We start from the raw sequence: 12573 nt of genomic DNA, 5'->3' as shown, positions 1-12573 counted from the left end.
CCCTCACAGTATGAGCAGCGTGAGACAACGTTGTCAATACGAGGACGCGCGCGCCCCCAGGCAGGTGCCCGGGCTGCTACCGTGGCGCATCGACGGAGGGATGGCATCGTGTCCGAGCTGTACGGAAGGCCCATCGGGGAGGCCCAAGAGCGTCGCGGGTCGCTTCTGCAGACCGCATCGGTCGAAGCGTCGATCATCACGGACGGACCGTCGGCGGGCATGCGGCGCATCCGGATGGTCGCGGGCGACGTCGACGTCGAGCTCCTGCCCGACCGAGGCCTCGACCTCGGCCAGGTGCGCGTGGGAGGCGTCCCGCTCGCGTGGATCTCGCCGACCGGATTCCCGCGCGCCGGCGTGCACGACGCCGATGGCCGCGGATGGATGCGGGCGTTCGGCGGCGGGCTCTTGACCACCTGCGGCCTCCTCAACGTCGGGCCGGCCGCGCAGGACGAGGGCGCGGAGCATCCGATGCACGGGCGGTTCACGTCCCTGTCGGCGGCCATCGTCCGGGCCGAAGCGACCGAGGACGAGGTGGTCGTGGAGGGCGTGATCCGTGAGGCGGCGGTGTTCGGCGCCGACCTCGAGCTGCGCCGACGGATCTCCGTGCCGGTCGGAGGACGGAGCATCCGGGTTCACGACGTCGTCCGCAACCGTGGCGCCCATCCGGTCGAGCCGATGGTGCTGTACCACCTCAACTTCGGATGGCCTTTGATCGACGAGGGCACGCGCCTCCGCAGCCCCGCGACGGCCGTGCTGCCGCGCGACGCGGATGCGGCCGCCGGAGCCGACACGTGGGACACCCTCCCCGCTCCGCATCTGCCGTACCCCGAGCAGGTCTTCGCGCATGAGTTGCCTCCGGGTCAGCCGGTCGCGGTCGAGGTCGTGAATCCGCGCGGGCTTTCGGTGGCCGTGCGCTTCGATACCGCCCAGCTGCCGGGCCTGTTCCAGTGGCGCGTCGCGGAACCGGGGACGTTCGTTCTCGGTATCGAGCCCGCCCTCGTGCCGACGATCCTCGGCCGAAGCGCGGCACGGGAGCAGGGGCTGCTCCGCCCCCTCGCCCCCGGGGCATCGATCGCGTTGGGCGTGGAGATCGAGGCGACCGGCTCGCTGTCCTAGAAAACGGAGAGCCCGACGCTCCCGGACACTGAGCGAGCGCAGCGAGACGAAGTGTCCCCGCGCGACCTCGACCCTTCGTCTCGTCGCTACGCTCCTCGCTCAGGGTCCGGAACGGAGACCCGGACGCTCCCGGACACTGAGCGAGCGCAGCGAGACGAAGTGTCCGAGTCGGATGAGCCCCGCCCGGGGTCAGGCCAAGGTGCGCACGGCACCGCGCGGCCCGCGCTCCGCGAGGAGCGAGCGCGCCGCGAGGTAGGCGGCGCGAAGGCGAGGATCGTCGACTCCGAGCGTCGGCACGAGGGTGAGGAACGCCCCGGGCTGTTCGTCGTCGGCCGCTGCAGCTGCCTCGAGCAGCTCGAGCCGCGCGTCCGAGGTGATGAGTCGCTCCTGCGGATGGCGGGCACCCCGCGCCAGACATGCCTGCCAGGCAGCGAGCACGAGGGCGCACCGTGCCAGCTCGCCGTCCGCTGCAAGGCGGTCCTGGATGACGGGCACGAGGAACTTGGGGATGCGGTCCGACCCGTCGACGATCTGCCGAGCGAGGGTGTCTGCGATCGCCCGGTTGGAGAATCGCTCGAGCAGCTGCGCCTGGTACGCCACAACGTCGATTCCCGGCACCGCATCCAGCGTCGGCGCCGCCTCCTCGCGCATGTAGCCGGCGAGGAAGGCGGCGAAGTCGGGGTCATCGACGACGTCGTGGACATACGTGAAGCCCTCGAGGAGACCGAGGTACGACATGGCCTGATGCGACGCGTTGAGCAGCCGCAGCTTCATCTTCTCGTAGGGCGCCACGTCGCTGACGAACTGTGCGCCGACGGCCTCCAGGGCGGGGCGTCCGGCCGGGAACCGATCCTCGATGACCCACTGCGCGAACTCCTCGGCGCCCACGGGCCACCCGTCGCGCAGGCCGGTCAGTTCGGCGACGGTCGCAATGTCGTCGGGCGTGGTGGCCGGGGTGATGCGGTCGACCATCGAGTTGGGGAACGCGACTTCCGCGGCGATCCACTCCGCCAGTTCCGCATCCATTGCCCGCGCGAAGGAGACCAGGGCCTCGCGGGCCACGGCGCCGTTGCCCTGGATGTTGTCGCACGAGAGCACCGTGAAGGCCGGGATGCCCCGTTCCCGGCGTCGGGCGAGTCCGGCGGCGAGGAATCCCCAGACGGTGGTCGGCAGCGTGCCGGGGACGGTGTCGGCGCGTGCGCCGGCCCGGTCGAGATCGAAGAGTCCTGTCGCGTCGTCGACCCCGTACCCGGCTTCGGTCACCGTGAGCGACACGATCCGCACGGCGGGGGAGGCGAGCTTTTCGATCACCGCCTCGCGATCATCCGGCGCGTAGAGGTGCTCCGCGACCGACCCGATGATGCGCGCCGTCGTTGCTCCGTCCGGGGCGCGAGTGACGAGTGTGTAGAGCCGGTCCTGCGCGGCCATGACGTCACGCATCCGCGCGTCGCCGGGCATCAACCCGACTCCGCACAGCGCCCATTCCGGGGATCCCCCTTCGCTCAGGGCGCGGTCGAGGTACATCGCCATGTGCGCCCTGCTGAACCCGCCTAGACCGAAGTGCACAATCCCGGATAGAGTCGCGTCTCGATCGTACGGTGGGATGACAACGTTGTCGTTGACGGAACTCAGCGTCGAGCTTTTCAAATCGGTCACGGCCGAGAGTCTAACGAGGGGGAACACAAGAAATGCGAGACTTCGAGGGTCGTACCGTCCTGGTGACGGGTGCGGCAGGAGGTATCGGCGGCGCCACGGTCCGTCATCTGGTTGCTCGAGGGGCGGATGTCATCGCCGCCGGTCGCACGGAGGAATCGCTCGCGGCGATCGTCGAGGAGACCGCCGCCCGACCGCTGGCGTTCGACCTCGAGTCGGAGGACTCGGTCCGCGAGGCTCTGGAAGGACGGGACCTGTGGGGTGTCGTGAACTGCGCCGGCTTCGGCGGCGAGATCGCCACGCCCCAGGACACCGACATCGCGGTCTTCGACAAGGTGATATCGGTCAATGCCCGCGGTTCGCTGCTGGTCATCAAGTACGCCGCCCGCGAGATGATCCGTCTGGGCAAGGGCGGCGCGATCGTCAACGTCTCCAGTCAAGCGAGCCTCGTGGCCCTCACGGGCCACATTTCGTACGGCTCGTCCAAGGCGGCCCTGGACAACATCACCCGAGTGTCGGCGCTGGAACTCGGGCGCTACGGCATCCGCGTCAACAGCGTCAACCCGACGGTCGTGATGACGCCGATGTCGGCGTGGTACTGGGGTCGCGACGACATCCAGGGCCCCTTCCTGGAGCAGATGCCGCTGGGTCGCTGGGCGACTGAGGATGACATCGCGGGACCCATCGCGTTCCTCCTCAGCGACGAGGCCGCGATGATCACCGCTGTCTCGCTGCCGATCGACGGCGGCTACACCGCCCGCTGACCGCCCGCTTACCGCTGCAAAGGGGCCCCTGCCGCGCGGTGGGGTGAGCGTCTCGGGAGGAGATGTGCGTTTCGGAGGGCTTGGATGCCGGATTTCAGCCTCCCGAAGCGCCATCTCCTCCCGTACGGCCCGGGTGGGCGAGGTGGATGCGGCGGACCCCGAGCGCCTCGGGAGGAGATGTGCGTTTCGGAGGGCTTGGATGCCGGATGTCATCCTCCCGAAGCGCCATCTCCTCCCGTACTGCCCGGGTGGGTGGGGTGGGTGGGGTGGGGTGCGGCGGGGGTGTGCGCCTCGGGAGGAAATGTGCGTTTCGGAGGGCCTAGATGCCGGTTTTCCTCCTCCCGATGCGCCATCTCCTCCCGTACCGCCCGTACGGCCCGAGGCCCCCGCACCGCGCGCGGCCGGGTCAGGCGCGGACGCGCAGGCGGAAGCCGCCCGCGTCCGCGACTACCTCCAGCTGGTCGAGGCGGTCGACGATGACGTCGGCAGCGGTGAGCTCTTCGGCGTCGTGCGTGCCGGTGATCGCGACCACCGCGCAGCCAGCCGCGCGCGCGGCGGCAATGCCGGCGGGTGCATCCTCGAACACGACACAGCTCCGCGGATCGACGCCCAGGCGTTCTGCGGCGACGAGGAAGGGCTCGGGATGCGGCTTGCCGCGGGTCACGTCATCGAAGGTCACCACGACCTCCGGGCGAGGCAGCCCTGCCGCCCGGAGACGGCTGTCGGCGATCGGGCGAGTGCCGCTCGTCACGATCGCCCGCCGCGGCGCGGAGGCGAAGAACTCCGCAGATCCCGGAATCGGAACCACGTCCGAAACCTCCGCGGTCTCGATCGCGGAGATGCGGGCGAGGGCCTCGGCTGCCCGGTCAGCGGGGAACATCCGTGCGATCAGTGCCGCCGCGGGCTGGCCGTGGCCGGAAGCCAGCAGGTCGAGGTCGATGTCGTACTCGGCCGCGAGCATGGTCCACGACCGCAGCACCGCCGGGGTGGAGTCGATGAGCGTCCCGTCGAGGTCGAACAGGGCGGCATCGAAGTGCCGCGACCACAGTGGCGCGTCCGCGGGAATCTCGCGGTGGATGCCGAGGGCCCGGAGGACGCGCGTGACCTGCTGCGCGGTCGACAGCGCAGCGTCGATCCGGACGTGCGGGACCGTCGGCGGATGCGGCGGTGCCGCCATCGCGTGCGCATCCCGGTCGGCGCTGCGCGTCGCTCGCCGGGCCGCGAGGGTCTCGGGGGTTCCCGTCATCCACACGACGGTCGGTTCCTGCCCGCACGCCTCGACGAGAGCGGTCCACGCCTCGCCGCCGGACAGCTCCTCCGTGAACGGCGCCACGACGACGGCGCCGAGTCCGACGCTGCGCTGATCGGCCACGGCGTCGCGCAGTGCGCGGTAGCGCGCGGGGCGCACGGATGACCGGAGGGCGGGGTCGTTCCAGTGCGCGTCCCCGAGACGGGGGCTCACCACGTCCTCGAGGAGGGCGTTCGTCAGGCTGTCCAGGTCGAGCAGGGGAAGGCTGAGGGAACGGGCGAGCGCCCGCCCGAGCGTGGACTTGCCCGCACCGGCGGCGCCGGTCACAGCGAGGAAAATCATCCGGTCACTTTCCATGGGACTTGACAACGTTGTCGTGCGAGGCCCACTATATCGACGGGTGGATGCCGGAGTGGGCGGGGACCCGAAATGACAACGATGTCGGAGAAGGACATGGCGCAGGACGAGATGGCGGGGACAGCGACGAACGCCGTTCGTGCGGTCGCCCACCCCCGAGCCCGCATCACCGACGTGGCCGACCGCGCGAAGGTCAGCATCAAGACGGTCTCGCGCGTCGTCAACGACGAGCCGGGCGTTCGTGAGGCCACGCGCGAGCGCGTTCTCACCGCCATCCGCGAACTCGGCTTCTTCCCGAACACCACCGCGCGCTCCCTCAAAACGGGGGGCCAGGATGCCATCGGCGTCGTCATCGACGCAATCGCCGACCCGTTCTTCGCCGACCTGGTGAGCGTGCTGGAAGAACTCGCCATCGAGCGGGGGATGAGCCTGCTGTTCGCGAGCACCGGCTTCGATGCCGACCGCGAGCGCGAACAGCTGCAACGCCTCGCCGGGCATCAGTTGCGCGGGCTCATCATCGCGCCGGTGGGCGTGACGGCCGACGAGCTGCAGCTGCTCCGCCGGCGGTTCCCCATCGTCAGCGTCGACCGCGCCCGTGACGGCATCGACTCGGTGCTCGTCGATGACTTCGGCGCCGCGCGCGATGCGACCCGGCAGCTCGTGGCGAACGGACACCGCCGCATCGGTTTCATCGGCGAAGATCCCGAGTATCCGACGAACACCGCGCGGATGCAGGGGTTCCGCGCAGCGCTGGCCGAGGCCGGGATCCCCGTGGACGAGTCGCTCGTCGTTCACCACGCCCGCACCCGCGCCGCGATGGCTTCGGCCTCCGCCACGTTGCTGGCGCGACCGGATGCCCCGACCGCCGTGTTGTGCGCCACCTCGCGCGCGTCCATCGCGACCATCGACGCGATCCGCGCGGCCGGCATCGAAGGGCTGGCCATCATCTCCTTCGGCGATTTCGAGCTGGCCGACCTGTTCACCCCTGCCATCACCGTCGTCGACCACACCCCCCGTCCGATCGCCACGGCCGCTTTCCAGCGGCTGCTCGAGCTCATCGACGACCCGTCGTCCGAGCCGCAGCAGATCGTCCTGCCCACCTCGCTCGTCCTGCGGGGATCCGGCGAACTCCCGCCGCGCATCCCGCTTGCCGCAACCCTCTCCGGAGCCGAATCATGAAGCCCGTCCTCCTCCCGCCGAACCCCGTGCAGCACTTCTATCTCGGCGGTGACCGCATCGCCGCCCTCCGGGGAATCGTCCCCGAGACGGATCGTCAGCCCGAGGAGTGGCTCGGTTCCACGGTGACCCGTTTCGGCGACGCCGAGATCGGTCTCGCCATCACCTCCGACGGTGACTACCTGCGCGATCTCGTCGCCGCGGACCCCGCGGCATGGATCGGCCAGGGCGCCGGTCGCAACGCCTCCGACGTCGGCATCCTCGTGAAGCTCCTCGACGCGCGCCAGCGTCTCCCCGTCCATGTTCACCCGCAGCGGGGCTTCGCCGCCGCGCACCTGGACTGCCCGTACGGCAAGACGGAGGCGTGGTACGTGCTCGACACCGAGCCGGGCTGCGCCGTGTACGTCGGATGGAAGGAAGCCGTCGACCGCGACGAGCTCGACCGCCGCCGCGACGCACAGGACAGCGAATGGATGCTGGATCACCTCAACCGCATCGAGGTGCGGGAGGGCATGGGCGTGCTCGTGCCCGCCGGCACGGCCCACGCCATCGACGGGGGCATCTTCGTGGCCGAGGTCCAGGAACCCACGGACTTCTCGATCCTGCTGGAGTGGTCGGTCACGACCTCCACGCGCGAGGAATCGCACCTCGACCTGGGGTTCGACACGGTCATGCCCGCCGTCAGCACCGCCGCGCTCGGCGCCGAGGAGCTCGCCTCGCTCATCACGACCGCGGGTGCCGCGCGCCCGGGGCGCGACATCCGCAGCGTGCTGCCCGCTGCGGCTGACCCGTACTTCCGCCTGGCCGTGGCCACCGGCGCGGGCTCCGCATCCGACCCGGTGGATGCCGGGTTCGCGGTCGTGCTCGTCACCGACGGCTCCGGCGCCCTGGTGTCGGGCACGGAGACGCTGGCACTGGAGCGCGGTCAGGCCGTCGCGGTCCCGCACGCGTTCGGCGCATGGCACATCGAGGGCGACGCTGTCGTGCTGGTGTCCCGGCCCGGCGCGGGCTGGCCCGCCACCCTCTCCCGAGGGGAACTGCCGTGAGCGAATACGTCGTCGGCATCGACGTGGGGTCGACGAGCATCAAGATGCTCGTCGCCACTCCCGACGGGCGTGAGGTTCTCGTCGTCAGTCGCCGCTCGCCGTGGATCAGCCTCGACCACGGTCAGGCCGAGATGCCCGCCGAGCGGGTGCTCGGAGTCGTGCACGACCTGGCCTCCGAGGTGGACGCGGCCCTGTCGCCCGAAGGGTCATACCGGATCACCGCGCTCGCGGTCTCGGGCATGGCCGAAGCGGGCGTGCTGCTGGATGCTGCCGACGTGCCGGCCGCGCCGATCATGGCGTGGTTCGACCCCCGCGGCGGCGAGCAGATCCTGAACACGCCGCCGGAGTTCCGCGCCGAATTCCTGGGCCGCACCGGCCTGCCCGTCGGGCCGCTCGCGACCATTTCGAAGCTGCTGTACCTCCGTGACGCGGGGGTCGCGCTGCGCGGCCGCACCTTCCTCAACGTTCCCGAGTACGTCGTCCGCTCCCTCGGTGGCCCACGCGTGGCCGAGTACTCGCTCGTCTCCCGCACCGGCATGATCGACCAGGACGACAGCCGCCCGTGGGACGCCGCGCTGGAGGTCCTCGGCGTGGGTCCGGAGGTCCTCGCCGAACGCGTCGGCGCCGGAACTCCGGTCGGGGTCCTCTCCGACGAGCGGATGCCGCGGGCCTTCGCCGGGGCGGCACTCACCGTCGCCGGGCACGATCACCTCGTCTCGGCGGTCGCTGCGGGGGCCACGGCGAGCGACGAGCTCTACGACTCGATGGGAACCGCCGAGGCGCTCGTGCGGGTCCTCGACGCCGCGCTCCCCTTCGACGCCCGCGAACGCCTGGCCGTCGCCGGGATCAACACCGTCCGTCACGTTCTCCCCGGCAAATACGTGCTGCTGGCCGGCACCAAGTCGGGCCTGCTGATGAGGCGGGTCCTGCAGCTGCTCGGTGTGACCGACGAGCGCGGTCGCGGCGACCTCGACGCGCGAGTCATGACGCTGCCGGTGCGTGGTGCACTCTCCGACGGGGGGCTGGCCGTGAGCGGCGCACGCAACGACGACGGCGTTCTGAAGGTCGTCGCCAACAGTGATGGGCTCTCGCCCGAGGAGCTGTTCATCGCGGCACTTCTCCACGGCAACGACATGTGCGCCGAGGTCATGGAGGTCATGGACCGTGAAGTGCCGGCTCCCACGGCGACGCTCCTGACCGGCGGCTGGTCGAAGATGGCCAGCGTCGTCCGCGCCCGCGAGCTCGTCCTCCCCGGTGTCTCCCTGTCCACGCACGACGAGGGGACGGCCTACGGCGCCGCCCTGTTCGCGGCCTACGCCGCATCCGGCGCGACCGACGACTTCGCCGAGTTCGCCGCATCCTTCCTCGCCGCCTACTCCCCCCGCACGTACTCCGCTTCCGCCGCCGGGCCGGCGGGGCGGCTCGAATGAACGGAGCGATCGTGAACAACCAGCACATCACCCACCGCAGAGAAAGGAGCTGAGATGCCCACCCCAGTACTCGAGGCACGGGGACTGTCCCGCCAGTTCGGACACGTCCGCGCGCTCAACGAGGCCGATTTCGAGGTGTACCCCGGCGAAGTCACCGCACTGATCGGTGACAACGGCGCCGGAAAGTCCACCCTCGTCAAGGCCCTCTCCGGCAACCTCGCCGTGGACAGCGGCACGATCAAGTTCGACGGCGAACCGATCGAACTCACCTCCCCCTCCCAGGCCAGCGCGCTGGGGATCGAGACGGTGTACCAGGACCTCGCCCTCGCCCCCCACCTCGACCCCGTGCAGAACATGTACCTGGGCCGCGAGCTGCCGGCGTCGGGCATCGGCGGCGCCTTCGGCTTCATGAAGACCAAAGAGATGCGCGATCAGTCCCGCGCGGCCTTCGCCGATCTCGGGGCGACCGTCCGCTCGCTCACCTCGCCCGTCGGCGAGATGTCGGGCGGGCAGCGTCAGGCGATCGCGATCGCTCGCGCGGTGCACTGGGCCAACCGCCTGGTGTTCCTCGACGAGCCGACCGCGGCGCTGGGCGTGCGCCAGACCCAGAACGTGCTCGACACCATCCGTCGTGTCCGCGACAAGGGCATCGCCGTCGTGCTCATCAGCCACTCGATGCCGCACGTCATGGAGGTCGCCGACCGCATTCAGGTGCTCCGACTGGGCACCCGCGCCGCGGTCCTGGATGCCAAGAGCACATCAATGGAGGAGCTCGTCGGTCTCATGACCGGCGCGATCACGAAGGAGGGGAACCGATGAGCACGTCCAGTCCGCCGACGGAGACCATGGCCATCGGCACCGCCGAACCGAAGGAGAGCTTCCTCAAGCACCTCCTCAAGGCGCAGGCGTTCCAGATTCTGCTGGTGCTCCTGGTGATCGTCGCCATCTTCAGCGCCCTCGCGCCGGACACGTTCGCGCAGTGGTCGAACTTCCGCCTCATCATCCAGAACGCCTCCATCCTGGCCGTGCTGGGAATCGGGATGACCTTCGTCATCATCACGTCCGGCATCGACCTCTCGGTCGGTTCGGTCCTGGTGTTCTCCGGGGTCGTGTCGGCCATGGTCATGCGTGCCATGGGCGGGCAGGGATGGGGCGTCGCGATCGTGGGCATCCTCGTCGCGATCGCCTCGGGGGTCGCGTGGGGACTGTTCAACGGCTTCCTCATCGCCAAGGGCAAGATCCCGCCGCTGATCGTCACGCTGGGATCCCTCGGGATGGCGCTGGGCTTCTCGCAGATCCTCACCGGCGGTGTCGACATCCGCCAGGTGCCGACGGTCCTGACGACCTCGATCGGCTACGGGAACATCCTGGGCACCATTCCCACGATCTCCGTCATCGCACTCGTGCTCATCATCATCGGCGCGATCATCCTGCACTACACCCGCTTCGGCCTCCACACCTTCGCGGTGGGCTCGAGCGAGATCGCGGCACGGCGCGTGGGTGTGAAGGTCGACCGCCAGCTCATCGCCATCTACACCCTCTCGGGCGGCCTCGCCGGCTTCGCGGGCATCCTGTCGCTCTCGCAGTTCTCCACCACGGCGATCGCAGGACAGTCGCAGACCAACCTGAACGTCATCGCCGCGGTCGTCATCGGTGGCACGTCGCTGTTCGGCGGCATCGGCACGATCTTCGGCACGGTCGTGGGTCTGTTCATCCCCGCCGTGCTGCAGAACGGATTCGTCATCACCGGCGTGCAGCCCTTCTGGCAGCAGGTCGCCGTCGGCGCCGTCCTCATCACGGCGGTCTACATCGACCAGGCCCGCCGCTCCGCAGCGATGCGGGGCAACACCCAAAGCCTCTGGCGCAAGTTCGTCAGCGGAGGTCGACGCGGGTGACCGCGGCGACTGACACCACCCACCACAAGAGAAACGGTTGATCACAATGAAGTGGAGTAAGAAAGGTCTCGGCATCGCTGTCTTCGGCGCATCCGCCGCGCTCATGCTCGCGGGATGTTCGTCAGGCGGCGGAAACGCCGGCGGCTCCGGCGGAGGCGACTCGGACGAGGGCTACAGCATCGCCTTCGTTCAGGGCGTCGCCGGCGACGAGTTCTACATCTCGATGGAGTGCGGCATCAAGGAGGCGGCCGAGGCCGCCGGTGCCACCGTCACCGTGCAGGGCCCGGAGAAGTTCGACCCGACGCTGCAGAAGCCGCTCGTGGACTCCGTCGTGGCCTCCAAGCCCGACGCGCTGCTGGTCGCGCCCACCGACGTGACCGCGATGGCAGCGCCCATCCAGGCCGCCGCCGACGCCGGCATCAAGGTCGTCCTCGTCGACACCACGCTCGAGGACCCCTCGATGGCGGTATCGCAGATCTCCAGCGACAACGTCGGCGGTGGAGCTGCCGCTTTCGACGCCATCAAGGAGGCGCACCCCGAGGGTGGCAAGGTGCTCGTCGTCTCGATCGACCCGGGCATCTCGACGTCCGACGCTCGCGCGGAAGGCTTCGAGCAGGCGGTCGCGGAAGACGAGAACTTCGAGTTCCTCGGCATCCAGTACAGCCACAACGAGCCGGCCACCGCGGCAGAGATCGTGACGGCGGCGCTGCAGAAGGACCCCGACATCGTCGGCATCTTCGCGGCCAACCTGTTCGCCGCCGAGGGCACCGCCACCGGTGTGCAGCAGGCCGGCAAGACCGGTGACGTCACCATCGTCGGCTTCGACGCTGGTCCCGCCCAGGTCGAGCAGCTCCGGGGTGGCATCGTGCAGGCGCTCGTCGCGCAGGAGCCCGCCACCATCGGCAAGGACGGCGTCGAGCAGGCGATCGCGGCTCTGGACGGTGAGGAGACCGAGGAGAAGATCGAGACGGGCTTCACCATCATCACCGAGGACAACATCGACGGCGAGGGCGGCGAAGCCGCTTACGTTTCCTCCTGCTGATCCGGTCGTGGCGGCCGGAGCCTTCCGCTCCGGCCGCCACGGCATCTTCTGCGCGCAGCACCACCTACGGAGCAACATGAACTTCCCCGACCTGGCCGGACGCACGGCTGTCATCACCGGCGGCGCCCGAGGCATCGGCTACTCGCTCGCCTCCGCCCTCGCGCGCCAGGGCGTGCACATCGGCCTGCTCGATCTCCTGCCCGAGGTCGCGGACTCGGCCGAACAGCTCGCCGACGACTACGCGGTGCAGACGGCGTCGGCCGTCGTCGACGTCACCGACGCGGCGTCGGTGGATGCAGCGTTCGCCCGCGTGCAGGAGCGCCTGGGTGTCGCCGACATCCTCATCACCGCCGCCGGCATCACGATCTGGGGCGACTCGGCCGAGGTCGAGCCGGCCACCTGGCGGAAGGTGATCGACGTCAACCTCAGCGGCACGTTCTACAGCACCCAGGCCTTCGCTCGTCCGCTGCTGGCCGAAGGCCGGGAGGGATCGGCCATCCTCATCTCCTCCATGTCGGGCCGCATCGTCAACGTCCCGCAGCGCCAGGCGTCGTACAACGCCTCCAAGGCTGCGGTCGACCAGCTCACCAAGTCGCTCGCCGTGGAGTGGGCGCCGGCGCTGCGCGTCAACGCGATCGCGCCGGGCTACATCCTGTCCGACATGACGCGTCAGTTCACCGAGGCGAACCCCGACCTGGCAGCCCAGTGGGTCTCCGCGATCCCCGCCGGCCGCATGGGCGAGCCCGCGGACCTCGACGGCCTCGTTCTCCTTCTCGCCTCGTCGGCCTCGTCGTATCTCACCGGGCAGACGCTCGTGATCGACGGCGGCTACACCGCCATCTGAG

11 protein-coding genes are annotated in these 12573 nt (G+C 69.9%); 9 read left to right on the top strand and 2 right to left on the bottom strand.

All coding sequences use genetic code 11. The features are described 5' to 3' along the window. The first annotated feature begins 108 nt into the window (after positions 1 to 108). Entirely contained in the window at positions 109 to 1116 is a 1008-nt protein-coding gene (locus AC4FS2_RS14195; protein ID WP_491155929.1) for an aldose 1-epimerase family protein, read from the top strand. A 189-nt stretch (positions 1117 to 1305) separates the two neighbouring features. Here AC4FS2_RS14195 and AC4FS2_RS14190 read toward each other — a convergent pair whose 3' ends face one another. Beyond that, the gene (locus AC4FS2_RS14190; protein ID WP_491155930.1) at positions 1306 to 2772 is read right to left on the bottom strand and encodes a mannitol dehydrogenase family protein; all 1467 of its coding nucleotides are present in this window, start codon (positions 2770 to 2772) and stop codon (positions 1306 to 1308) included. Positions 2773 to 2804: 32 nt separating this feature from the next. On the opposite strand from AC4FS2_RS14190, the gene AC4FS2_RS14185 reads away from it, so the two are divergent. Then, positions 2805 to 3533 carry an SDR family oxidoreductase gene (locus AC4FS2_RS14185; protein WP_491155932.1) on the top strand — a complete coding sequence of 243 codons (729 nt, stop codon included), beginning with the start codon at positions 2805 to 2807 and terminating at the stop codon, positions 3531 to 3533. Positions 3534 to 3939: 406 nt separating this feature from the next. On the opposite strand, the gene AC4FS2_RS14180 is transcribed toward AC4FS2_RS14185, so the two are convergent. Next, positions 3940 to 5124 (bottom strand): HAD-IA family hydrolase, encoded by a 1185-nt coding sequence (locus tag AC4FS2_RS14180; RefSeq protein ID WP_491155934.1) that lies wholly within the window; start codon positions 5122 to 5124, stop codon positions 3940 to 3942. An 87-nt stretch (positions 5125 to 5211) separates the two neighbouring features. On the opposite strand from AC4FS2_RS14180, the gene AC4FS2_RS14175 reads away from it, so the two are divergent. Genes AC4FS2_RS14175 through AC4FS2_RS14145 form a run of 7 tightly spaced genes read left to right on the top strand, consistent with a single transcriptional unit; the run spans position 5212 to position 12572 of the window. Then, positions 5212 to 6318 (top strand): LacI family DNA-binding transcriptional regulator, encoded by a 1107-nt coding sequence (locus tag AC4FS2_RS14175; RefSeq protein ID WP_491155936.1) that lies wholly within the window; start codon positions 5212 to 5214, stop codon positions 6316 to 6318. After that, positions 6315 to 7361: a class I mannose-6-phosphate isomerase gene (locus AC4FS2_RS14170; RefSeq protein ID WP_491155938.1), complete on the top strand. Its 1047-nt coding sequence runs from the start codon at positions 6315 to 6317 to the stop codon at positions 7359 to 7361. Before AC4FS2_RS14175 ends, AC4FS2_RS14170 begins: the two co-directional genes overlap by 4 nt. Continuing rightward, positions 7358 to 8791 carry an FGGY-family carbohydrate kinase gene (locus AC4FS2_RS14165; RefSeq protein WP_491155939.1) on the top strand — a complete coding sequence of 478 codons (1434 nt, stop codon included), beginning with the start codon at positions 7358 to 7360 and terminating at the stop codon, positions 8789 to 8791. Before AC4FS2_RS14170 ends, AC4FS2_RS14165 begins: the two co-directional genes overlap by 4 nt. A 54-nt stretch (positions 8792 to 8845) precedes the next feature. Beyond that, positions 8846 to 9610, top strand: coding sequence for an ATP-binding cassette domain-containing protein (locus AC4FS2_RS14160; protein ID WP_491155941.1), 765 nt, complete (start codon positions 8846 to 8848; stop codon positions 9608 to 9610). Further along, positions 9607 to 10686 (top strand): ABC transporter permease, encoded by a 1080-nt coding sequence (locus tag AC4FS2_RS14155; protein WP_491155943.1) that lies wholly within the window; start codon positions 9607 to 9609, stop codon positions 10684 to 10686. The genes AC4FS2_RS14160 and AC4FS2_RS14155 overlap by 4 nt, the downstream gene beginning before the upstream one ends. A gap of 46 nt (positions 10687 to 10732) precedes the next feature. Continuing rightward, complete coding sequence (locus tag AC4FS2_RS14150; RefSeq protein ID WP_491155946.1) at positions 10733 to 11728, top strand: ABC transporter substrate-binding protein; 996 nt, start codon at positions 10733 to 10735, stop codon at positions 11726 to 11728. Between the two features lie 7 nt (positions 11729 to 11735). Then, positions 11736 to 12572 (top strand): SDR family oxidoreductase, encoded by an 837-nt coding sequence (locus tag AC4FS2_RS14145; protein ID WP_491155948.1) that lies wholly within the window; start codon positions 11736 to 11738, stop codon positions 12570 to 12572. Position 12573: the final 1 nt, after the last annotated feature.

Source organism: Microbacterium sp. Z10_103, assembly GCF_058310455.1.
This window is presented reverse-complemented; position numbering and strand designations above follow the sequence as displayed.